Origin of the sequence: Gayadomonas joobiniege G7 (genome assembly GCF_000300815.1) — a bacterium.
Classification (GTDB): domain Bacteria; phylum Pseudomonadota; class Gammaproteobacteria; order Enterobacterales; family Alteromonadaceae; genus Catenovulum; species Catenovulum joobiniege.
The window spans coordinates 437042-460580 of record NZ_AMRX01000003.1; the positions used below are offsets into that span (position 1 = coordinate 437042).

22 protein-coding genes are annotated in these 23539 nt (G+C 38.6%); 21 read left to right on the plus strand and 1 reads right to left on the minus strand.

The window, feature by feature from the left end:
• Positions 1 to 3 precede the first annotated feature (3 nt).
• From pseB to C727_RS0106235, 21 genes are all read left to right on the plus strand, one after another.
• Entirely contained in the window at positions 4 to 1002 is a 999-nt protein-coding gene (gene pseB / locus C727_RS0106135; RefSeq protein WP_017444749.1) for a UDP-N-acetylglucosamine 4,6-dehydratase (inverting), read from the plus strand.
• On the plus strand, positions 999 to 2144 hold the full coding sequence (gene pseC, locus C727_RS0106140; protein ID WP_017444750.1) for a UDP-4-amino-4,6-dideoxy-N-acetyl-beta-L-altrosamine transaminase: 1146 nt from the start codon (positions 999 to 1001) through the stop codon (positions 2142 to 2144). The genes pseB and pseC overlap by 4 nt, the downstream gene beginning before the upstream one ends.
• A complete protein-coding gene (gene pseF / locus C727_RS0106145; RefSeq protein ID WP_017444751.1) occupies positions 2141 to 2824 on the plus strand; it encodes a pseudaminic acid cytidylyltransferase in 684 nt (227 codons plus the stop codon). The genes pseC and pseF overlap by 4 nt, the downstream gene beginning before the upstream one ends.
• 15 nt (positions 2825 to 2839) lie before the next feature.
• Complete coding sequence (gene pseI, locus C727_RS0106150; RefSeq protein ID WP_017444752.1) at positions 2840 to 3886, plus strand: pseudaminic acid synthase; 1047 nt, start codon at positions 2840 to 2842, stop codon at positions 3884 to 3886.
• Positions 3887 to 3903: 17 nt separating this feature from the next.
• Positions 3904 to 4956, plus strand: a complete 1053-nt coding sequence (gene pseG / locus C727_RS0106155) for a UDP-2,4-diacetamido-2,4,6-trideoxy-beta-L-altropyranose hydrolase (RefSeq protein WP_017444753.1) — start codon at positions 3904 to 3906, stop codon at positions 4954 to 4956.
• Positions 4957 to 5024: 68 nt separating this feature from the next.
• The gene (locus C727_RS0106160; protein WP_017444754.1) at positions 5025 to 5318 is read left to right on the plus strand and encodes a hypothetical protein; all 294 of its coding nucleotides are present in this window, start codon (positions 5025 to 5027) and stop codon (positions 5316 to 5318) included.
• Positions 5318 to 6028, plus strand: a complete 711-nt coding sequence (locus C727_RS0106165) for an SDR family NAD(P)-dependent oxidoreductase (RefSeq protein WP_040459219.1) — start codon at positions 5318 to 5320, stop codon at positions 6026 to 6028. Before C727_RS0106160 ends, C727_RS0106165 begins: the two co-directional genes overlap by 1 nt.
• On the plus strand, positions 6028 to 7395 hold the full coding sequence (locus C727_RS0106170) for an ANL family adenylate-forming protein (RefSeq protein WP_017444756.1): 1368 nt from the start codon (positions 6028 to 6030) through the stop codon (positions 7393 to 7395). The genes C727_RS0106165 and C727_RS0106170 overlap by 1 nt, the downstream gene beginning before the upstream one ends.
• On the plus strand, positions 7395 to 7946 hold the full coding sequence (gene pseH, locus C727_RS0106175; protein WP_017444757.1) for a UDP-4-amino-4,6-dideoxy-N-acetyl-beta-L-altrosamine N-acetyltransferase: 552 nt from the start codon (positions 7395 to 7397) through the stop codon (positions 7944 to 7946). The genes C727_RS0106170 and pseH overlap by 1 nt, the downstream gene beginning before the upstream one ends.
• Complete coding sequence (locus C727_RS0106180; protein WP_017444758.1) at positions 7943 to 8890, plus strand: glycosyltransferase family 2 protein; 948 nt, start codon at positions 7943 to 7945, stop codon at positions 8888 to 8890. The genes pseH and C727_RS0106180 overlap by 4 nt, the downstream gene beginning before the upstream one ends.
• 29 nt (positions 8891 to 8919) lie before the next feature.
• Positions 8920 to 10086: an acyl-CoA reductase gene (locus C727_RS0106185; RefSeq protein ID WP_017444759.1), complete on the plus strand. Its 1167-nt coding sequence runs from the start codon at positions 8920 to 8922 to the stop codon at positions 10084 to 10086.
• A 120-nt stretch (positions 10087 to 10206) separates the two neighbouring features.
• Positions 10207 to 13860: a 6-hydroxymethylpterin diphosphokinase MptE-like protein gene (locus C727_RS18120; RefSeq protein ID WP_017444760.1), complete on the plus strand. Its 3654-nt coding sequence runs from the start codon at positions 10207 to 10209 to the stop codon at positions 13858 to 13860.
• Entirely contained in the window at positions 13847 to 15214 is a 1368-nt protein-coding gene (locus tag C727_RS18125) for a glycosyltransferase family 2 protein (RefSeq protein ID WP_017444761.1), read from the plus strand. The genes C727_RS18120 and C727_RS18125 overlap by 14 nt, the downstream gene beginning before the upstream one ends.
• The gene (locus tag C727_RS0106200; RefSeq protein ID WP_017444762.1) at positions 15211 to 16341 is read left to right on the plus strand and encodes a hypothetical protein; all 1131 of its coding nucleotides are present in this window, start codon (positions 15211 to 15213) and stop codon (positions 16339 to 16341) included. The genes C727_RS18125 and C727_RS0106200 overlap by 4 nt, the downstream gene beginning before the upstream one ends.
• Positions 16338 to 18011: a nucleoside-diphosphate sugar epimerase/dehydratase gene (locus C727_RS0106205; RefSeq protein ID WP_017444763.1), complete on the plus strand. Its 1674-nt coding sequence runs from the start codon at positions 16338 to 16340 to the stop codon at positions 18009 to 18011. Before C727_RS0106200 ends, C727_RS0106205 begins: the two co-directional genes overlap by 4 nt.
• Before the next feature lie 145 nt (positions 18012 to 18156).
• On the plus strand, positions 18157 to 18867 hold the full coding sequence (locus C727_RS0106210) for a hypothetical protein (protein ID WP_017444764.1): 711 nt from the start codon (positions 18157 to 18159) through the stop codon (positions 18865 to 18867).
• A 2-nt stretch (positions 18868 to 18869) separates the two neighbouring features.
• Entirely contained in the window at positions 18870 to 19964 is a 1095-nt protein-coding gene (locus C727_RS0106215; RefSeq protein ID WP_040459175.1) for a glycosyltransferase family 9 protein, read from the plus strand.
• The gene (locus tag C727_RS0106220; RefSeq protein ID WP_017444766.1) at positions 19954 to 20820 is read left to right on the plus strand and encodes a glycosyltransferase; all 867 of its coding nucleotides are present in this window, start codon (positions 19954 to 19956) and stop codon (positions 20818 to 20820) included. Before C727_RS0106215 ends, C727_RS0106220 begins: the two co-directional genes overlap by 11 nt.
• Positions 20817 to 21659, plus strand: coding sequence for a class I SAM-dependent methyltransferase (locus C727_RS0106225; protein ID WP_017444767.1), 843 nt, complete (start codon positions 20817 to 20819; stop codon positions 21657 to 21659). Before C727_RS0106220 ends, C727_RS0106225 begins: the two co-directional genes overlap by 4 nt.
• A 16-nt stretch (positions 21660 to 21675) precedes the next feature.
• A complete protein-coding gene (locus tag C727_RS0106230; RefSeq protein WP_017444768.1) occupies positions 21676 to 22041 on the plus strand; it encodes a nucleoside-diphosphate sugar epimerase/dehydratase in 366 nt (121 codons plus the stop codon).
• A 36-nt stretch (positions 22042 to 22077) separates the two neighbouring features.
• Positions 22078 to 22689: a class I SAM-dependent methyltransferase gene (locus C727_RS0106235; RefSeq protein ID WP_155949176.1), complete on the plus strand. Its 612-nt coding sequence runs from the start codon at positions 22078 to 22080 to the stop codon at positions 22687 to 22689.
• Between the two features lie 2 nt (positions 22690 to 22691).
• Here C727_RS0106235 and C727_RS0106240 read toward each other — a convergent pair whose 3' ends face one another.
• On the minus strand, positions 22692 to 23399 hold the full coding sequence (locus C727_RS0106240) for a hypothetical protein (RefSeq protein WP_017444770.1): 708 nt from the start codon (positions 23397 to 23399) through the stop codon (positions 22692 to 22694).
• Positions 23400 to 23539: the final 140 nt, after the last annotated feature.

Sequence of the window (23539 nt, forward strand, 5' to 3'; positions counted from 1 at the left end):
AAAGTGTTTGATAATAAAACAATATTAATAACCGGGGGTACGGGTTCATTTGGTCAATGTTTTATCCGTTACCTGCTAAAACACTATCAAGTAAAAAAACTCATCGTATTTTCCCGCGACGAACTAAAACAGTTCGAAATGCAGCAAGCTTTTAACCACCCCTCCTTACGTTATTTTATCGGGGATGTTCGTGACAAGGAACGTTTGATAACGGCTATGCAAGGGGTCGATTTTGTGGTTCATGCAGCCGCATTAAAACAAGTGCCGGCCGCAGAATACAACCCTATGGAGTGTATCAAAACGAATATTCTGGGTGCGCAAAATGTGGTTGAAGCCTGTATTCAAAATAAAGTTAAACGAGTGGTCGCATTATCGACAGATAAAGCGGCAAATCCAGTTAACTTATACGGCGCGACTAAGCTGGCATCTGATAAATTGTTTGTTGCAGGTAATAATATTGCTGGGGCCGAGGGCACTCGGTTTGCCGTAGTTAGATATGGTAATGTTGTTGGTTCACGGGGCTCTGTGGTTCCATATTTTAGAAAACTTTTAGCCGAAGGGTGCCAGGCATTGCCTGTTACTCATCCAGACATGACGCGTTTCTGGTTACGGTTAGAAGAAGGGGTGGAGTTTGTTGTAAAGAATTTTTCGCGTATGCAAGGTGGTGAAATTTTTGTTCCCAAGATACCATCAATTCGCATTTTAGATTTGGTGCAAGCTATGAGTGGGCATCGTGAATATGAAAACATAGGCTTGCGGCCCGGAGAAAAGATGCATGAAGTCATGGTACCTGAAGAAGTTGCGCATCAAACACTTGAATTTGACGACCATTATGTCATAGCACCACCAATTAAATTTTTTGAAAAAGATATTAATTATCAACTGAATAAGTTAGCTGAAAAAGGGCGTCCAGTCGCAGATAAATTCGAATATCATTCAGGCACTAACCCAGAGTTTTTAAGTTTAGATGAACTCATTAATTTGGATAAGAGCACTCTATGATCCCTTACGGTAAACATCAGATAGAAAATGATGATATCGAAGCGGTTGTTGATGTTTTAGAAAATCAATTTATTACCCAGGGTTTACAAGTGCCTGCGTTTGAAGAGGCCTTAACCAAATATACTGGCGCGGCGTATGCGCTTGCGGTCAATAGCGCCACTTCAGCTCTGCATGTTGCCTGTAAAGCTTTAAATGTAGGCCCTGGAGATTGGGTTTGGACGACACCTATCACCTTTGTCGCGACTGCTAATGCTGCTCGGTTTTGTGGCGCTCAGGTTGATTTTGTTGATATAGAACCTAGCTCTCGCAATATTTGTGCAAAAGCCTTATTAAAAAAATTAATCCAAGCAGAACACGCAGGCACTTTACCTAAAGTACTGATTGCTGTGCATTTTGCGGGGGCTAGCTGTGATATGCAAACGCTAAAAACCCTCTGTGATCAATATGGCGTAAAGTTAATCGAAGATGCTTGTCATGCCCTCGGCGGTGATTACCAAAATCATAAAATAGGCAGCTGTCGTTTTTCTGATTTTACGATATTCAGTTTTCATCCGGTTAAATCTATCACCACAGGTGAAGGTGGTGCGGTTTTATCTAATAGTGAAGCTTTAATAAAAAAAGCAGCGCTGTTCGCCAAACATGGCGTCACCAAAGATCCCGAGCTTTTAGAGACACCACTAGATGGACCTTGGAGCTACCAGCAAGTTGAGTTAGGGTTCAATTACCGAATGAGTGACTTGCAGGCTGCACTAGGAATATCACAACTAAATAAATTAAACGCCTTTATTGCCCGTCGCAGACATAAAGCATTTGTATATCATGGTTTATTGGCAGATCTGCCGATTCAACTACCGAATGCTGATATGTTAGAACAAAGTGCTTGGCATTTATACGCTATAGAAGTCGACGCGCAGCAAAGACTGCCGCTATATGAGCATTTATGGCAGCATGGAGTACAAGTAAACGTACATTATTCTCCGGTTCATTTGCAACCTTATTACCGCCGACTGGGGTTTAGCGAAGGTGATTTTCCTCATGCTGAAGCCTATGCTGCAAAAACCTTAACATTACCGTTGTTTCCTGCGATGACAGATGCTGAGCAAAATGCGGTTGCAAATGCCTTGCGCAGTTGGTATCAATGAAGTTAGCCGTGATCCCTGCTCGTGGTGGTAGTAAAAGAATACCACAAAAAAATATCAAAAAATTTGCTGGTCGACCGTTACTTGCACATAGTATTCAAACAGCGCAAAAGGCCGGTGTATTTGACCATATCATAGTGTCAACAGACTGCCAAAAAATAGCAGAAGTTGCACTAGAATATGGTGCTGAGGTGCCTTTTATTCGACCGTCAAGTTTATCGGATGATCATACAGGCACTCAGGCTGTTGTGCGACATGCGATCTCATATTGTTCAAAACAGAATGTAAAACCAGAGTATGTATGCTGCTTATACGCAACCGCGCCACTATTATTAGCTGAGCAATTAGCAGACGGTTTAACTCAATTAATCGCTGCACCTGAAAAAGATTATGCTTTTAGTGCCTGCACTTTTGCGTTTCCGGTGCAACGTGCGCTATTAGCCGATGGCGATGGTGTGCAGCCCATGTTCCCTGAGCACATTGGTAAAAGGTCACAGGATCTAGCTGAAGCATTTCATGATGCTGGGCAATTTTATTGGGGACGAACTGATGCCTTTTTACAGCAAAGGCCAGTATTTTCTGCCACGAGTGTGCCAATCCTTTTGCCCAGATACCGAGTGCAAGATATTGATACATTAGAAGATTGGCAAACGGCAGAACTTTTGTATAAAGCCTTAAACTAAGGGATCCCTTAAAATATGATTAAAATTTGCGACCGAGAAATTAGCAATCACGGACGGCCTTTTATCATTGCTGAACTGTCAGGGAATCATAACCAAGATTTATCATTGGCTAAAAAAATGGTCAAAGCCGCAGCAGATGCTGGTGTTGACGCTATCAAACTGCAAACCTATACTGCCGATAGCATGACCCTGAACATAGACTCAGAACACTTTCGTATTCAAGAAAAAGATTCACTTTGGTCCGGCAGCCATCTTCATGAACTTTATGCTAAAGCTTGTACCCCATATGAGTGGCATAAACTATTATTCGATTATGCAAATGAGCTTGGTTTGATTGCGTTTAGCTCACCCTTTGATGAAGACGCAGTCGACTTTTTAGAAAGTTTGGCGGTACCTGCATATAAAATCGCTTCTTTTGAGTTAACGGATACTCCCCTGATTAAAAAAGCTGCAGCAACCGGTAAACCTTTAATTATGTCGACCGGCATGGCCTCGCTCGAAGAAATTGACGATGCCATTAAAGCCGCACATAGCGTCGGTAACCAGCAAATAATCTTGTTAAAATGCACCAGCACGTACCCAGCGACAGCTGATAATACACACCTAAATACCATTAAAGATATGCAAGCAAGATTTGACTATCCAATCGGACTATCTGACCACACAAGAGGCATAGGTGTTGCGGTCGCCTCTGTTGCATTGGGCGCTTGTGTGATCGAAAAACACTTTGTTTTAGACAGAGAGGCAGGGGGCGTTGATGCTGAGTTTTCGCTGCAACCTGAAGAGTTTAATAGTTTAGTGGTAAATTGCCAGATCGCCCATCAGGCGATGGGGCAGGTCACATATGGTGGTAGCGCCAGCGAAAAAAAATCAAAATATTATCGCCGCTCTATTTTTGCCAGTCGTGATATTAAAGCCGGCGAAACCTTAAGCAAAGAGAATATTAAAATAGTTCGCCCAGCCATTGGTTTAGCGCCTAAGTATTGGGATGAGGTTATTGGCAGATCAGCGCAAAAAGATTTGCCAGCGGGGACCCCATTGTTTTTTGAACTAATCAATTAGGGTTAATAGGAAGCACTGTGTTTACACCACCTTCAAAAGCTATTATTTTTCGCGTTGAGGCTGGGGAACAGATAGGTATGGGCCACTTAATGCGTTGTATTTCGTTGGCTCAAGCCGCTCATCAAGTGAATATTGAAGCAATTTTTTTTGTTTCAAAAGCGACTTTCGAATTAGCTAACAAACTCAATACTTTTACTTTTAAACTTCATCTTATTGATCACTTAACGTCAGACATTGAGTCGCAGTTATTAGAGCAAATAACTAGTGAATATAAAGTTTTACATTATGTTTTAGACGGCTATCAGTTTAGCCTAACGTATCGAACGCAGTTGAAACAGCAGCTAATGCAGCATAGTATCCCTTTAGTGATCCTTGATGACAATGGTGGTGAGCAGCACGGAGATTTAGTTGCTGCCGATATCGTCGTCAATCCAACTTGTGCAGATGGTCATGTGCCAGACTATGCACGGCTTGTTCCACAAGCTAAAGTTTATGCAGGCAACCAATATCGCTTGTTAAGAAATGAGTTTGTAGAGCAAGCACCGAATGATTTCGAAAAACGGCATGGCATTGTTGTGACTATGGGGGGGAGTGATCCACTCAACTACTCGCAGTCTTGTTTAGAGGTTTTACACCAGCTAAATATCAATCTGCCTGTGACTTGTTTAATTGCTGGTGGTTTTAGTCACAAAAATGCCCTCATTTCATTTATAAAACAACTACCCGATAATTTTTGTTATTTATATCAGCCGGGTAATATAGCTAGTATTTTTGCAGAAGCAAAATTTGCCATTTCTGCAGCTGGTGGTACCCAATTTGAATTATACGCGATGCATACGCCTGCTATTCTATTGGTGTCTTTTAATAATCAATGGCGCAACAGTCAGTCGACTGAAGCTCAGGGTTGGGCTAAGGTGCTGGATTTTCGGCACCGATTTGATAAATCTGCGTTGACTGATAGCATTTTGCAACTTCTACAAACAGATAAACGTAGGCAAATGTATTTATCGATAAAACCTGGATTAGCTCAAGGTGCGGAGCGTTTAATCGAGGCTTTATCTTTAAACTGAACCTGGCCCTATTAAGATTTACGCTTTAAGGCCGATATACTTTATAAACAATTAACCAGAGTAATGGCATGATAACAGAACAACAAATTACAGATGTTATATATTCTGTGATCGATCAAATGAATGAATTACGCGATCAAAATTTAATCGACAAAGGTTTGCAAACACCATTGATTGGACAGAGAAGCCAATTAGACTCAGTTGATTTAGTCAACCTATTATTGGGGGTAGAAGAACAGCTTGAAGATGAATTTGATATCAGTTTTGTTGTGGCGAATGAAAAAGCGCTTTCATTAAAAAATAGCCCATTTCGCACGGTTAAAACCTTAACTGATTATTTAACTGACTCCATTAATCAATGATGATCCTGCCTATCTCAAAAAAAGTTATCTTAATAACTGGCAGCAGCCGCGGCATTGGTCGTGCTATGGCAGAGCATTTTTTACAACAAGATTACCAGGTGTTGGGTTGTAGTCGTTCTCCAACGTCATTGAGCTCAGATAACTATCAGCATTTTTGTTTAGATATTAGTGATGAAGCTGCTGTAAAAAAAATGTTCTCGACTATTCGTAAACAGTTTGGGCGTTTAGACGTATTGATTAATAACGCGGGGATCGCCGCTATGAACCACGCATTATTAACTCCGATGTCGACCGTTAAAAACGTGTACCAAACGAATGTATTTTCGGCTTTTTTATTTTGCCGAGAAGCGGCCAAATTAATGAGAAAACACCAAAGTGGGCGTATTGTTAATTTATCTACGGTTGCTGTTGCCTATGATTTAGAAGGAGAGGCCATTTATGCCTCGTCAAAAGCGGCAGTAGAGTCTTTGACCAAAATACTGGCTAAAGAATTTGCCGACTTTAATGTGACTGTTAATGCTTTGGGACCAACACCTGTTGAGACCGCCCTAATAAAAAATGTTCCAGCAGAAAAAATTAAACAATTAATCGATCGGCAAAGTATCAAGCGCTTAGGTACATTTGCTGACATCAACCACCTTGTTGAGTTTTTTATCGATGAAAAAAGCGATTTCATCACCGGGCAAGTGGTGTATTTGGGAGGTGCGTAATGTTTATTGATTTTTTAATCGAGCAGTTTAATCGGCACAAAGATAAAGATGCCTTGGTTTGGAATGAGCAAAGCTGTTGTTACGCCACCTTACTAATCAAGATTAACGAATGGCGAGAGTTTTTAAGCAAAAAAGATTTACAGCCGGGCACAGTCGTAATGATACAAGCCGATTATTCCCCTAATTCGGTGGCTTTACTGTTGGCGTTGATTGAGGCCAAAGCGATTATCGTGCCGTTAACAGAGTCGGTCGTTCATAAAAAGTCTGAGTTTATTGAGGTTTCTCAAACCCAAGTATTGATCGAGATTGATGGGCAAGATGCCGTGAGTTATCAAGTGATTGCAGACACGGCAGATCATGAACACATTATTTGTTTAAAACAGCGTCAGGTTCCGGGTTTAATATTGTTTTCTTCTGGTTCAACAGGTAAAAGCAAAGCCGCAATTCATGATCTAAAAAAACTATTAGAAAAATTTAAATTGCCCAGGCATGCATTTAGAAGCATTCCATTTTTACTTTATGACCATATTGGCGGTTTTAATACTCTATTATATACATTGGCCAATGCGGGTTGTTTAGTGGTGGTCGCTGATAGAAAGCCAGACACGGTTTTGCAAGCGATTGAACAGCATGCTGTTGAGCTACTGCCGACCTCACCGACTTTTATTAACTTAGTACTGTTGAGCGAGTCTTATCAAAAGTATGATCTGAGCAGCTTAAAAACGGTGACTTATGGCACCGAGCCAATGCCGGAATCAACTCTAACTCGCTTTCATGCATTGTTCCCTCAAATTAAACTTTTACAAACCTATGGTTTATCTGAGCTTGGTATTTTGCGCTCAAAGTCGGAAAGCTCTACCTCTTTGTGGATGAAAGTGGGGGGGGAAGGTTTTCAAACCCGCATCACTGATGACAACATCTTACAAATAAAAGCAGACTCAGGCATGTTAGGTTATTTAAATGCAGCTAGCCCTTACACTGAGGACGGCTGGTTTCATACCGGTGACCTGGTCGAGCAAAAAGGGGATTATATTCGAGTCCTTGGCCGCCAATCCGAGATTATCAATGTTGGTGGGTTAAAAGTGTATCCGGCCGAAATAGAGAGTGTGTTATTACAATTGAATTTTGTTGCCGAAGCGGAAGTGTATGGGGAAAAAAATGCCCTCATTGGGCAGGTGGTCTGTGCCCGTATCCGGTTAAATGAGCAAATGGCCATGGAGGATAAAAAAGCGATTAAAACTAAGATTAAACAGCATTGCAAAAACGCGTTAGAAAGTTACCAAATACCCGCAAAAATAAAATTTGATGAGCATAGCCAGTTTTCGGCGCGTTTTAAAAAACAACGAACCTTATCTGGTGGATTATAATGTTTGAGTTTAAAAAACTGACTGAAACGGATTTACCGCTGGTTCTCAACTGGCGGCTGCAGCCACAAGTGGCTGATTATATGTTTACCGAGATTGAAAATAATTTAAGCCAGCAGCAAAACTGGTTTAAAAAAATTCATCAAAGATCAGACTGTTATTATTGGCTGATTTATTTTGCGAATAAAGCTGTGGGTGTGTTAAATCTGTCTAATCTAGATTTACACAAACAGAGTTGTGATTGGGGGTTTTATATCGGAGATTTAACCCAGCGAAATATTGGTGGTTTAGTGCCGCCTTATTTTTATAATTTTTTATTTTCTCAAACCCCAGTCAAAACACTCACCGCTGAAGTTTTGGCTCATAATCACCAAGTGATTAAGTTACATCAGCTGCACGGGTATCAAGAACAGCATGACTCAAGATACGATATTGAAAAAAATCAAAACAAGTTGCAGGTGAGGGTTTTTGAGTTGTACAAAGCCGATTGGCTCGCTAAAAAACGTTTTCGACGCTGTATTGCCGAGTTTGATCCTTTGCCGGGAGTTATATGATTAAATTAAGTGTCATTGTGCCAGTTTATAACTTGGCAGAGTATATTGGCCCGTGTTTGCAGAGTTTAGTCACCCAGCAGGTTGATTTTGATTATGAAATTATTGTTGCTAACGATTGTTCGAGCGACCGCTCACTCGAGGTGATTTTAAGTTACCAAAAGCAATATCCGCAGATGATTAAGCTTATCAATAATTCAAAAAATTTGCGTTTGGCTAAAAACATGCAGCTGTTATTAACGCATGCAAAAGGGCAATATATTGCCTACATGGATGGGGATGACCTTGCGTTGCCTGGTAAATTACAGGCTCAAGTGGATTATTTAGACGAGCATACAGACACTGGCATGGTTTATCACGAAAGCGAAATTTTTAATAGCGAAACGGGCCAATCTTCTGGCTGGTACTGCCGAGACTACTATAATCGGCAATATATACCAACTCAGGCAAACATATCTCACCTAATAAAATACGGTTCGTTTTTCCAAGCAAGTAGCTTGATGTTTCGCAGCCACCCTCATTTAAACAAAGTGGTGGATAGCCGTTGCCAGATTATTTTGGATCAGCCTTTCCAAATATTAAATGCAGGTTTTTTAAATGGCAGCATAGATAGGTTAGATACGGCACTTGGGAAATATCGATTGCATGCAACCAGCTTTGGTGCCCAAACATTAAAAAATGTATCCCGTCGTGAACGAGTTTTGCAAGATCAATTGTTCGCTATTGATAATGGGCATAGGTTTGATGTGCCCAAACAAATTATTGCAGAGGGCCAAGCTCATTATTATTTTGCCACTGCGATTTTCTTTTTAAAAATTAATCAGCCAACTTTATTTAAGAAATACATTCAACTGTCCGATATAAATGGGTACAGGTTTGATGATAGGCATCAGGCTTTGATCAAATTGCAAGATAATCCGAGTGAGGCGCTAGAGATTTTAAGCTAACCACCCGGAAAAGGACCAGTGGGGTTACTGTGAGTCTTAATTTAAACTTTAGTGAGTCGATTAATTGGCGGTTGAAATCGCATGATTTTGATAAAAAACCGATCCCACACAGGCCTTGGGATCCGAAAGTGATCGCCTCGGTTATTGAATTAAGCTCTTTCATTTTAAAGCAAAAGGTCCTTACAGAAAAAAAAGAAATTACAGCGTTTGCGTTTTGGTTTAACGCATCTAAATTAGAACAATTATCAGTGAGCTACAAACCTAAGTTTGCTATTGCTAGGCTTGCAGCCCGGGTGTTTCATATTGGTCCATCGGGGTCTGATATCGGATATTTATACACACTTTTATTCTCTGTACTCTGTGGTAATCAATGCATTTTGTATGTTAACCAAAGAGCTAGCAACATAAGCCAAGTTTTGGCTGAAGTATTGGCTATTTATGGCCGTACGCGAGCTGGGCGCTGCCTCGCAGAGCGGTTGGCAATAGTTGAATATCCTGAACAAATGAATTACGTTAGTCAATGTTTAATGGATTGGGCTGATTTGTCGGTGCGCTGGGGATCATCTGGCGAGGCCGTCAGTAACGGGCATACTATTCAACCACCTTCTATAGTGCGAATACCCTATCAATATTCGTGTGCGCTGTTGAGCATTCAACGTAAAAAAGATGCCGATCAGATCGCAAAGGATTTTTTAGCCGACCTTCTGCCATTTGAGCAGCAAGCATCCGCCTCCCCAAGAGCAATATACTGGTATGAGACAACGCAAGAAAACCAAAAAGCTTTTTGGCAATCATTGCATAAGCATTTAGGTTGTTTTAAAAGCGACTTTTCAATTAAACACAAAGTTGCGCAACGTACCACTTATCGTTTTTTATTAAACCACTTTTCTGATTATATATGTAATCCTCTTAGAACCGTGGGTGCGCTCAGTGTTTGCACTATGGCTAAAATAACTGCCGGTTGTTTTGCTGCCCACAAGGGGCAAGGTTTGTTATATGAAACTGGGTTTGATATTCATGCCTTTACTGAAGTGCAGCCTCAACTTTTTCAATTGATCATCAATTTTGAGTTGTGTGACCGACTGGCTTTGCCAAATGTTAAATTGGTAAAACTTGGCCAGGCCACTCAGTTCGATTATAAACGGGATAAATTAAATTTTGCGCAGTTATTTTTAAGCATACAGCACGGAATCTGACCATCTAATCCAGATGTCATTATTTTGACTTGGCAAAAAAATTGCAAAAGCTCTATGATGTATATAAAAAGCTCCCAAATATCAGCTTTTTGGCGAATTTTAAAAAGTGTACTCGAATAGATGTTAAATAATATCCAGCTACATATCTCTGACGACGAAGCCTTGCAAAGTGAGCTTGAGTTAGAATCTGCTCAACTTATTACCAAAATTGAACGCCAAAATATTCGCGCGTTTTCTAAATATATGCCCTCGGTCCTTAATTATTTAAAAACAGGGGAGCAAGGTGAATTCGGTGTGTTTTTGAATAAATGGCGTGAATTCAACTTAGTGGACATGCTGACTGGACGTACCTTTTATGGTTTACACCCTCGGGCTGAAGTCGAGAAGCAAGTTGATGTTTATTTTAAAAAACCTATTAGTTTGAAGGTTCGGCACACTTACGGGCAAAATTCTGAGCAAGTTTTGGTCGTTTTGGGGCTTGGATTAGGGTTACATCTGGACGCTTTGTTGGCAAAAGCAGATATTAGGCATTTAGTAATTTATGAACCCAATATTGATTTGTTTAAAAATTCGGTATTGGTAACTCAATGGTTTGAGATACTTGAAGAGTTAAAAAAACGAGAGGTTGTTTTATACCTTCAGCTCGGTAGTGACGGTCGAGACATTCAGAATAACCTGCAAGAGTTGATTGATTTTGCACCATCGATATCTCAAATTTATTTTTATCGGCACTATAATCACCCTATCTTTAACAGTGTTTTTAAGCATGTAAAACAATCAGGTGATTGGCAAAGCTTTATAGAACAAGCGATCCAATTTAAAGCTTGGAAGGCGCAGAGTGATTATTTACCCTCTTGGACAACTGCGGTTGATAGGCATGAGTTTAAACAACTGGATGTGTCTAAACATGCCTTGTTTGAGCGCAACCTAGCCGCACTAAAATATTTTTTCCCAGAGATTTATCAGCAGTTTAAAGATTATAAACCCAAACACTGGCGTATACTTGAGTCGTCAAACGGCGAAGTAAACTTGCACAAAACGGAAGAAGACGTTTATTGGATGGGAGCAGAGCCTAAACAGGAAGGGCGGCTGTCATATGAAGGGTTCGCCCGTCACCCAAATAAAGATGGCTTAATTTTAGGCTATCAGGGCACTAAATTAAAAAATTATTACCATCAGCGTTATGTAAAAAGTGTTAGTCACATACTGTCTGCTTTAGAAGAAAAAAAAGGTAGGCTTCCTGAGTCTCTAAAATCTACTATATTTTTTGGTATTGGTTGTGGGTATTCATTAGCAGAGTTCAGCCAAAACCACCAGGTTGAAAATCTTTTTATTTGTGAACCCGAACCAGACTTTTTTTATGCCTCTTTATTTGCAATTGATTGGGACGGCATTTTGAAACGTGCAGACGAAAGTCGTGGAAGAGTTTATATCAATGTTGGTGACGATGGGACAAGCCTGTTTAGAGACTTATTAAGGCAGTTTTACGCAATCGGGCCGTACAATTTAGCACAAACCTACTTTTATCAAGGCTATTATAATGAGCTGCTCAATGCGGCAGTATCTCAGTTGCGTGAACAATTGCAAACGGTTATCGCAATGGGAGAATATTATGATCATGCTAAATATGGTATTGCACACACCACTCATTCAATTAAGTCTCATCATAAGTTTTTAATAAAAAAACCTGCTGAACAGCTATCGTTAGAGGATAGAGAAATTCCTTTTTTTGTGGTGGGAAATGGTCCTTCATTGGATGCTTCTATCGAAGCGTTAAAAGAGCACCAGCACCAAGCGATTATTATATCTTGTGGTACGGCCCTACAAGCCTTGCATAGGTATGGGATTAAACCGGATTTTCATGCTGAAGTAGAGCAAAACCGAGCAACCTTTGATTGGTGTAGCCGGATAAACGATTTTGATTATCTAAAAGGTATCTCATTAATATCATGTAATGGGATTCATCCTGATACAGCGTCTTTATTTAAAGAGGTTTATTTAACGTTTAAAGAGGGTGAATCTTCCACGACCTCAGCTTTACATATTTTAGGTGAATCTCAATATGAAGTGTTAAAGTTTGCGTTTCCAACCGTTGCAAATTTGGTGATGAATGTGGTTTTGTCGTTTTGCCCACATGAGGTTTATTTAATCGGAGTTGACTTAGGTTTTGTAAATAATAAAAAGCACCATTCAATCAATTCAGGTTATTTCAAAAGTGGCGGCAAAGAGTTGTACGATTACAATAAAAAGCTAAATACTAATATTCCGACCAAGGGCAACTTTAGGAATACTGTATTTACTAAACATGAGTTTAAAATCTCACGTACCTTGCTCGAAAATGCGATAGCGACCAGTCGCAATACTCAGGTTTATAACTGTAGTGATGGGGCTTTTATAAAGGGAAGTACTCCGTTAAAAGCAGATAATATTTTAATTTTGGGATCCCAAGCCCGCAAACGAAAAGCTTTATCGAACATTAAAAAGCTTTGTTATACCTGTATTGATGCAGAAAACTATATAAATTTGTTTCATAAAAAATATCAAGATTCAGCCCTTTTTAAAGACTTAGATAAGCTTATACAGCTAAACAAAAACAATTGTTCGACTCTCCAAGAAGCCGAAACATTGCTCGAGAAGCAACGTATACTTTTATTTGAATCTTACCAATCAGGTCATTCACTTTTATTTTATTTATTATATGGAACGCTCAATTATTCAAATGCATCTATGAGCAAAGCATTGACGAGTGACGCTGGATTAACTGCTTTTTTACAAATTAAAGAGCAATGGATGCATTTATTAGAAACGATAAAAAGAGATTATCAAGCGTTTCCAATGTTACCCGACTTTTGTTCAGCATTTGACTTTGAACGCGAAAAAATTTATCTACAGCAGTTGACTGAATCAAAAAAGGTTGTCTTTTGTACTGCTCAAGACTTAGAGTTTTTTTCAGGCACTGAGAATTTGGATGATGTGGTAGATTTTAGTATTTTGTCTCATGCCAAGAATAATAATCAATTAGACGGGCAAGTTTGCATTGGAGACTATATTAATTATGAGTTAGAAAAACTCATGAATATTTATTTGCCGGATAGTTATGACATTGACCACCTATATCATCAACAATGTCGTGACTATGATGCATTTATTGGTTTTTTTGATAACTTGCAGTGTTCGTACATATGTGATTGTTTAAGCAAACAACTGTCTGAACACACTCGATTAAACGGGCGAATATTAATTAATTTAACGTACCTGCCAACGCCGCGAGATTTAGCTAAACTAAAGACGTTAAGCCCCAAAGTTATTGTTTGTTTTACTCCGAAGCCTCTAAGCAAAGAAAATATTAAAAAGGTCATATCCGGCACCGAACCTTGGCGAATGCCGCGTACTGAAGTATTGCTGACAAGTTTTGTTTTAGATGAGCGCAGCGCTGAACTGATCATTCCTCGTTTTATGTTTGTCAATGAAAATGAACTCATTCATCATCCGTACACAGAGGAATTAGCGAAGAAATTAGCCGACTACCCAGTACATATCGAATTTTCCGAATATATTCTTATCCCTGAACGAGGCAGTGATCTAGCAGCACTAAGCATAGATAAGATAGGCGCTCGGGGACGCCCTTGTTACACACCTATCACCGAACAGGTGCTATTAAAGTTTAATATAAGTCCTAGTGACGCGATGAAAAAACTGAATTTATTAAAAACTAATTTAAATTATAATTTAATCAGTGAAATAAGTGATGGAGGCGGAAATGATACCCACTAAGCTTGCCATCGTTATCTGCAATTATAACAAAAAAGACTATCTAAAAAGATGTCTGTTATCACTGTTAAATTCGGAACTAGGGTCAATTGAACACACTATCATTATTGTTGATAACGCATCAACGGACGGTTCGGTTGAAATGCTTGAAGAGCAATTTTCATCTCATCGGTTTAACATCGTTAAAAATGTGATAAACACGGGTGGTTCGGGTGGCTTTAATCGCGGTATAGAAATCGCTTTAAACACTCATGCAGAGTACCTCGCCCTGTTAGATAATGACATAGAACTTGAGCCTGACACTTTAGTCAAACTAATTTCTCATTTGGAACACCAGCCAGAAGTTGGAGTAGCAGGTGCAAAAATCTGCACAATGGATCGTCCAGAGGTATTACAGGAATTGGGTTCTTTTATAGACTGGCATAATTTTTCTATAAGAACCCCCTTCAAGGGATATCTTGATACACGAGCGCTGCCAAAAATAGTAGAGTGTGATTATGTGCCAGCATGTTGTTTGGTTGCCAAAAGAGAAGCGGTATTAAAAGCTGGCAACTTTGCCACTGAACACTTTATTTATTGGGATGATATGGACTGGTGTTGGCGTATTAAACTGGCCGGATATCAAGTCCATGCTATGCGTGATGCGACTGTACGACATAAAATGGGGGCGATCAATTCAGAAAACACTTTCAGTGCTTATTATTTTGAGCGAAATAGAATTTTGTTTTTTTTAAAACATATTCAAGCAGAACAAGTTAATGATTTGATAGATCAATACATTGATAAATTAGTGCAAATGAGCTTTTTTTCTCATAAAAAAGGCTGTTATAACACCGCAGTTAGCCAATTATTGGCTTTGAATGCACTGTTTTCCAACCAGTTAGGACGGCGGGACGATCATATTTTTGAAAAAGAACAACATTCCATTTTTTCTCAATTCGACCCCGAGAGCCAAATAATTCTAACTTGTCTTACTGATATCGAAAACTTGAGAAAAATAGTGAATGCGTTGAAGCAAACCTTTAAGAATATTCAGATCCAATGTCAGAAAAAAGACATCCAATTGATTAAAAAACACTTTCCCGAATATCGAGTGAATATAAGCGGTGAATTTGAATATGAGCCTAACAGTGTCAATTTGTATGCGGTCGATCACGTACTTTACTCGCTAAATAACAACGTAGAACTAGCAAGCGGGTATCTTATTGACGCTTATTCGAACCTAATCCAAAACAACCAGCTAGAATCGTTAAAAAGTCAATATTTCAATTATAAAAGCATTATATACAATATATTTAAGCCGTTAATTAAAGAGCAATTTCTGTCTATACACCAAAGGTTGCATACGTCTAAATGAAGATTAAACAGCTAGTTGTCATCGACGACTTTATCCGCCGCGACTATGCGCATGCAAAGCGTTTTTTTTATAATCTGCTTAGAGAGCCTGTGCGTCAGGGAACAGGGTTTTCATTAAACTTTTCAGCGCGTGACAGTGAAAACAACAATTTGCGTTCAGGATTTGATTTTAACACCTTTATAGAGATGGCTGCCCCTGATGGGAAGTGGCAACCACATTATCATCATATTTCTGACGGAGCCAAACAGTATTTAAACAAGCACATTTTGCCAGATTCGTTTTGTTTATCGTATGAGTTGCCGGTATGGTTGAAAAAAATTCTCGAAGAAAATAAGGTTTCTTATTTCGACTTCAGAATAGCGCCCCTTAGGTTCGCACGTGACTTATACATAGCTGTAAATACTAATAATACTTTGTTAAAAAACCGCCTAGCTAAGTTCATCGTTGGGTCAAATGAAATAAAACTAGAAGCCGCTTTGATAGAATCTGCGATGCAGATCCGGACTGAGTTAAATAACCCTAATTGTGCATCAGGCCAGCCTGTAATTGTTTATATTGGGCAGACAGAGTTTGATGCTTCTTTATTAAACGAGCAAGGGGAGTTTGTGCGGGTTGCAGATTATGCTGACCAATTAAAAAACTATGTTGGCACTCACAAGCTTGTGTATAAAGCCCATCCATGGGCAAAAGAGTTTGCGGTTAAGGAAAAGCAACAGATAGAAAAAATATTGGAGCAAAATATTGAGTTAGCAGAATATTCTGTTTATCAATATCTAAGCATGCCAACCAATACAAGTTTTATTGGTTTATCGTCCAGTGTTTTGCAAGAAGCTGAATTTTTTGGTAAAGAGTCACATGTGTTATTTGCTCCCATTTGTCCGCTCAATATACAAACAGGTAAAAAAGATCATTTGTTAATTCGTTTTGAAGATTTTATTTCTCCTGAGTTTTGGTGGGCGATACTAACGCCCGAGCACGAGGCACCAGAAGTTAAAAAATTACCTCAATTACAGGCAAGTCATTTGCGACAGTTGCATAATGTTTGGTGGGGCTATGCCGATTATTTATTGGAAGGCAACGAAATTATTGAAAAGCTATCCGAACAAGTCATAGGTCGGTTAGATTGAAACTGTTAATCATACATCCTTCCCCTCAATTTGCAGGATCTGGATTCTATTTACAAGTGGTCGCTGAACACTTTGTTCAACATGGACATCAGGTGCTGGTAGCGTGTGAGGGTAAAATTAAATACCCGTTTTTAAATCGGGTACAGTGGATTAATATTCAGTTAGAAAATGGCCTATGTTGCCAAGATTTTTTAAATCGATTAATTGATTTTAAAGCAGATTTTATAATTCAAGTGGGTGTGCGTAATCAGCCGATGAAAGCAGCATTGCAGTTAATAGCTAAACAGCCAGTGCCAATGATTGTACAAGCCGAAGATGATGAGTATTTACCTTTTTTAAAACATTCTCCGTATCAGACAACTCAAATATTGGAGACGCTTAACTATCCGAACCCTAGTTGGTGTGATTACGCCAAATTTATTAGCCAGTTAAACTTTAAGTTTAGCTTGAATAATCTAGTCGGGGTCAATGGTAATCGCTGGGTAGACCCTATTTTGCGTATTCTTTGCTACCGGTTGGCCAGTTGTTATGGGGCTATTTGGTACGATATGGGAGAACGTCTCCACGGCTGGTTTGAAAAGCCCTATTTTGTACTTCCGCCGGTGATAAAAGCGTCAGATTATTTGGACTACCAGTATGATTCTGGCAACAGAGTAAAGTTTTTAGAGCTTTATAATATTGATCCTGCATCAAAAGTTATTTTTATCTCTGGGACGGTATATGATTACTCGGATGAATTTGATTGCTTTTTACGAGCCTTGCAATTGGTCTGCGAACAGGTTGATCAACCATTGACTTTGGTGACAACAGGTAGAGGAAAGGTTGGCCAGGGGCTTAACAATGCAGTGTTTAATTTTAAATGGGTTTCTATGAATGCGCCCGATGAGCGCGATTATATGTTGATGAATCTATATTCTGATATAAATGCAGCACCAGGTTTTGCAGATAGTTTTAATGAATATCGGATGTCATCTCGGCTTGTTAAGTCTCTTATTTTAGGCAGACCTATTTTAACGTTTCAAACAGGATTTGCTCGTCGTATTGAGCATGAAAATTATTGTTTTTGCACAACAACCAATTCATATGAAGAATGGGCTCAGGTGATAAAAAATGCGCTTACCCAGTCCGCGCCAGGTTTTAATTTCAGAGCGTATGAATATGCTTATAAAAACTTTGCAATAGAGTCAGTCGGTGTACAAATCGACAAACAAATAGCAAACGTGAAAGAAACACAGCCTTTGCGCGGTATGAAGTTATTAATGCTTAGAGCGAGCATTTGGATTTTACAATTATTCTCTAAATTTTTACCGAGTATGAAACAATTACAGAATGATGAATCTATTTATATTGACAAAATTTTGCATAAGCTAGCTGTCAATAAAGCGAACAAAATAGCGATTTATGGTGCGGGTGAGTTAGGAGATAAATTAGGGGCTCAGATTAAGTCACTAATGCCAGATATTGAAATTAAGTTTTATGTGGATCAGCGTGCCGAAAAAGAAACTTTTAATATTAGCGGTATTCAGGTTATTGGCCCGTCTCTGTTAACGTCGAAATCAGATGATATCGATTGTTTATTGATCGCTTCAGTAGCGTTTCACGACAAAATTATAAAAAACATTAAAGAACAACGGTTAATAAACGATACAGTTAAAGTGATAAGCGGTTAATCCGAGCTCTCTATTGATTGTAACATAGGAGTTCAGGCCAAAGCTGGAAGCTTAAGACTTCTACATTATTAAAGAAAAAAAATTAGCGGACGATAACGTAAATATATAAGCGTTACCAATTAATTGGGATTTAAAGGCGTAGTTTATGAAACTTTACCGATTGTATGAAAACGCGTCAATTAAAATGGTGCACGATCAAAACCTTCATTCAGCGTTGAATTCCCTTAAAAATGAAGTCGATTTTGACTATATTCTGGAAACGGGCACCTACAGAGGAGATGGATCTACCGAGCTTTTAGCGCAGATTTTTCATGATACACCTAGCTTAAAAAAGCTGTATTCCTGTGAAGTGGATAAGTATAGCTGGGAAATTGCACAGAAATATCTAATCAAGTATCCTAAAGTGGTTTGTTTGCATGGTTTAAGTGTCTCGAAACAAGATGCAATTGAGTTTGTGAATACGGATTTAGCGATTAGTCAACATGAAGATTATCCTAATATCTATATTGATGATGTCACAGACCCTAAAGCGTTTTATTTGAATGAATTAAGCGGGCAACTGTCTCAAAGTAGTCAACAAAATGAGATCCTTCAAGAGGGATTAATATCTTCCACCCTTAAAGAAGTTGAAGGGAATATCTTAATTTGTTTGGATTCCGCAGGTGGGATAGGGTATTTAGAATTTTTAACAACCTTGCAGTGTTTAGACTCTAAAAATAATTACTGGTTTCTATTAGATGACATACATCACTTAAAACATTTTAGAAGTCGTCTTTATATGCAGAATGACAGCCGATTTGATATTTATGCTGAATCTTCAGAAAATGGTTGGCTGTTGGCTAAATTTTCGATGTGAAAATGCTGACCACTATCAAAATAGCCTTATTAAAAATTTTTATCTCACTTTTACCAAAGAGTAAGAGTACTGTTTATATAGTAAAAATTGATGCTTTAGGTGACTATGTTATTTTTCGTGATTGGGTTGATGAGATTAGGTCTGTTTACCCGAATAAGAAGCTAATTCTTGTTGCAAATAAGGCATTAGAAACTTTAGTTACATTAGACAATGATTTTGATGGATATTTGTTTATTGATCCAAAACACAGATCGGCAAAACAAAGTTTGGCTTTGCTATGTGCTTTCCTGCGTTACCGAGCAAGTGAAATGAGTGTTTGGATGTGGTCTCCAGAGCACTTTCCGGTACTTTTTAATCTTAATGAGTTAAGTGCCATAAAAAAGAGTCGATTAGCTTTTATTCCATCATCTGATAAAGATGGTTTTTGTCGTCAGCAAGAATTAAAAAAAATATTTAGCGATGTCACTATTTTATCAAAGGAAGTTACGTTTGAATCGAACCGTTATGGAGAATTTATCTGTCAATCCTTTAATCGGTCTGTGGCGGATCTTAAAATGAGAGGATTTTCAAACGCCAGCGGTCATACAAACAACAACTCATTTTACATAGTATTAGGGGCTGGAAGCCCTAAAAGGAACTGGCCAGTTCACCGGGTTGCAGCGTTAATAGATAAGTTGCATTCACGAGAAAATATGGACCTAGTCTTGCTCGGTCCTAAAAGTGAAGAGCAAGCGGCTCAATTACTGTCTGAGCGTTTTGGCAAACGTATTGTGAATAAAGTGGGGAAAACGGATTTGCCCCATTTTATCACCGAATTGTCTTGTGCAAGTATCGTTGTCTGTAATGAATCCTCAACACCCCATATTTGTGCACGACTCAAGGTACCTTATGTTTGTGTGTCTAACCTTAATCATTATTTGAGGTTTCATCCCTACCCAGAAGAATTGAAGGTGAAACAAGACTATTTATATCCAGTGGTGGATGTAAATAAGCTAAGCACTGATGAGATAAAATTACTGCAGGTTAGTTCTAGCTATTATACAGAGAGTATTACAGCGGATTCAGTTTTTGAAAGGGTTATACAGTATGTCACATGATAATTTAAACACCCCTATTGTTCTATTTGCATACAATCGCCCGCAGCATTTGGAATTAACGTTGACCTCATTGGCAAAAAATTCTGAAGCTAAAAACAGTCGACTTTGCATTTGTATTGATGGTCCCAAAACAAACGAAGATTATATCTTAAGTAAAAAAGTCATAGAGGTTTGTAAATCATTTTTTCCGTCTTTCGCAGACGTGCATTTAAAAATATCAGAAAGGAATCTAGGTTTAGCTCAGAGCATCGTTGAGGGAATAGAGTATGCGTTTAGTTTCTTTGATCGCGATAGCTTGATTATAATGGAAGATGACCTTGAGGTTTCAGAGGTCTTTTTACGCTATATGAACACGGCTTTAAACCGATACAAAAATAACACGAAAATTTTCCATATTAATGCTTTTTCGTCCCGAACACAGATTTCTGAGCAAGTTTATTTGACCGACATCATGTTATGCTGGGGGTGGGCAACATGGAGAGATCGCTGGGAGCATTTTACGAATGACTATTCGACGATAGATAAATTTATGGATGAGAAAAAGATACAGCAATTTAGTTATGATGGGCAGGTGTTTAACTGGCAGCAGTATCTTCGCAATAAAGAAAAAACAATTTCTACTTGGGCTGTATTTTGGGCGCTGAGTATTTTTATAAGAGGCGGGACCTGCCTACAACCACCAGAGTCCCTTGTTCACAATATAGGAAACGATGGCTCCGGGGTGCATTTGTCTGAGACAGAGCGGTACAGTGTTAAACCTGCAGAAAAATTGCCCTTGTTTCCTCAAAAAGTATCTTACAGTGAAGTAAAAAGCCGAACTTTAGTTAACTATCTTTTTCCAAAGAAGGCAATATGAAAATCACTGTTGCTAATAAGTTGTCTGTATTTTTGACTGCGATCTCAATGAGTCGTGGATTTAAAACGATTAGAGCACAGTTAAGGCATGCCATTCGGCCGATTGAAGCGGTCCGTACGTTAGAAATATCCTACATGTTAAAGTGGCTTAATTTAAATCCTGATTTCAAACCAAAATTGATTCTTGATGTTTCATCGCCTTATGTTGCAGCCCAATGTCTTGATAAAAAAGCTAATGCTGAAATTATTAAAACGGATATCAATATTCAAGAGATGTACATTATTGATACTCTAAAAACAGGGAACATTCGGTTTAAAAAAGAGGACGCAACTAAGCTGAGCTTCCCAGACAATCATTTTGACTTTGTTTATTCTATTAGCGTGATTGAGCATATTTATCAAAAGTATTTATCTGCGATTGAAGAAATGATTAGGGTGACTCGCCCTGGGGGGTATATTTATCTGACAACACATACAGCACCAGAGTTAATGGAAGAGTGGGTCGAACAAAAAATATACTCTCATCAAGCAAGAAATAAGGATAAAACTTTTTTTCAATATCGTTTCAATACAAAAGATATTCTTCACGAAATTGAGAAAGTTTCGAATGTAACAATTGAATCGATTGACTTGTATCCAGAAAGTTATCCCGGAGCGTATGATAGGTTGGTTAGGCTCTTAAAATCTGATTTAAGGAACAACTTGCTAAATCGGTTGAAAAAATTTTGTTTAGATTTTTATTTTGGCTTGTTTTTATTTAAAAAGGTGCCTTGTAAAAACGAATTACATACTGAAACTAAAATCGCAAATTTACATATTGTATTAAAAAAATCTCTTTAGGTCACGGTGTAAAAATATGTTTTCTTTTATAAAAAACACGTTTGGCAAAAAAATAACAGTTGATGATATTGCTTTAAAATGTAAAGCAATAAATGCAGAAAAAATTGCAATATATGGTGGTGGCGAAATTGGGCTTCAAATACTGCAAGCATTGGAAAAAGAGCAACTATCTGAAAAAGTTATCTGCTTTGTTGATCTGCGCGCCGACTACGAGTCTTTCACGGTTAAAGGAATGCCCGTGATAGGTCCCTTTAAGCTTAAACAAGAAGCGTTTACGCCAGATACGTTGATCATCGCATCAAAAGCGTTTAAAAAAGATATCTTGATGACGATTCAAGAAAATGCATTAGTGGGCGATAAGGTTTCAATAATAACTTTTTAAATTAGAGCTGAATTTTTAATGAATGTTTTCCGGAAAATGATGGTTTCACTTTGGGCTATGTCAGCAGAGAATTTAGATACTGGAGCCAATATTACACGGTACAGTATGTATAAACGGCTAAGAGCGTGTTTGTTGGAACTCGACATTCAGCCAAATGCTTTGTTGGCCGTCGGAAATTCAGCGAATATGATGTATAAAATTGGTTTAGAAGCCCAAACGGTTCAGGTTGCCAATTACCCTGATGTAAGCATTGTTGATCTGCCGTATCCCGACGAATCTTTCGATATTGTTATTTCTGATCAAGTGCTAGAGCACGTTGAAGGAGATCCGTTCACGGCGGTTGATGAGTGTCATCGGGTGTTAAAAAAAGGAGGGTATGTTATTCATACAACCTGTTTTATTAATCCAGTTCACGGGGCCCCAGACGACTATTGGCGTTTTACTCCTAATGCGCTTAAATTGTTACATCAGAATTTTGAAACCGTTGAAGAGTTAGGTGGTTGGGGTAATAAGGATGTGTGGAAGTTTGTTGATGAGGGCATTCGAGGGATACCCGTGCCCCACAAAGCTTGGCATCCTCTAAACAAGCTAGCGACAAAAAATGATCCTCTTTGGCCGATAGTCACTTGGATTATTGCAAAAAAATGACTTCATTCGGGTTTATCGGTTACAGAACAAAATCTGAGTGCACAGCGAGAAAAGTGTGGTTGGACATTGTCGCTCGATTTAAAGTTTGCATTTCTAGAGAGTAGAATTGAAGTTGTGGAAGTGTAATTGTTGATGGGCGTAAATCCGTGAAAGTCTATCTGTATCAGATCATATTTGTCACGGAGTATTCTCGCAGTATTGGAATGCCAGTCAGAATTATCAAAGATGATCATAAATCCATCTTTCGTGTTTAATTTATCTTCTATTGCAAGCGCGCACTCCCGTCTTTCGATACCGTCAATAATGATGACATCAAAAAAGAACGCTTGGTGGCCGATCGTTGATGCATAATCTTTTTCGGATTCACACAATATTACTTTTTGGTTAGGAAGGGCTTTTGATATGATTTTTTCATACCATGCTTTATTATTTTCTACAGAAACGAGTTTACTACACCGTTTTGCCCAATAGAGAGAGGAGTTACCGCTGCCAAACTCAAAAACTTTCTTTTTAGAAAAATCGAGATTGTTTAAATATTCAATAGCAGGGTAGGTATACCAAGGGATTGGGTTACCCCTTTTGTCTTCACAAACCCATTTTTCTATTGTATTAAACTGACCGTAGTTAACCGCGAGATTAAAAAAATTAGTGCGTTGTTTTAAAATGGGCAACTCTAATTCGGGTGAAAAATAGTTTTCATCAAATAGCATAGTAAGGTCCTTATATACTTATTGTTTTTATTGTATCGGCTTTAATATTGGAAAGCTTAGAACTAATATCTCGACTTTTCGGTATCTCCATTCCACAGCTAAAGATGCTCAACTATTGAACACTTTAGTTATTCCGTTAT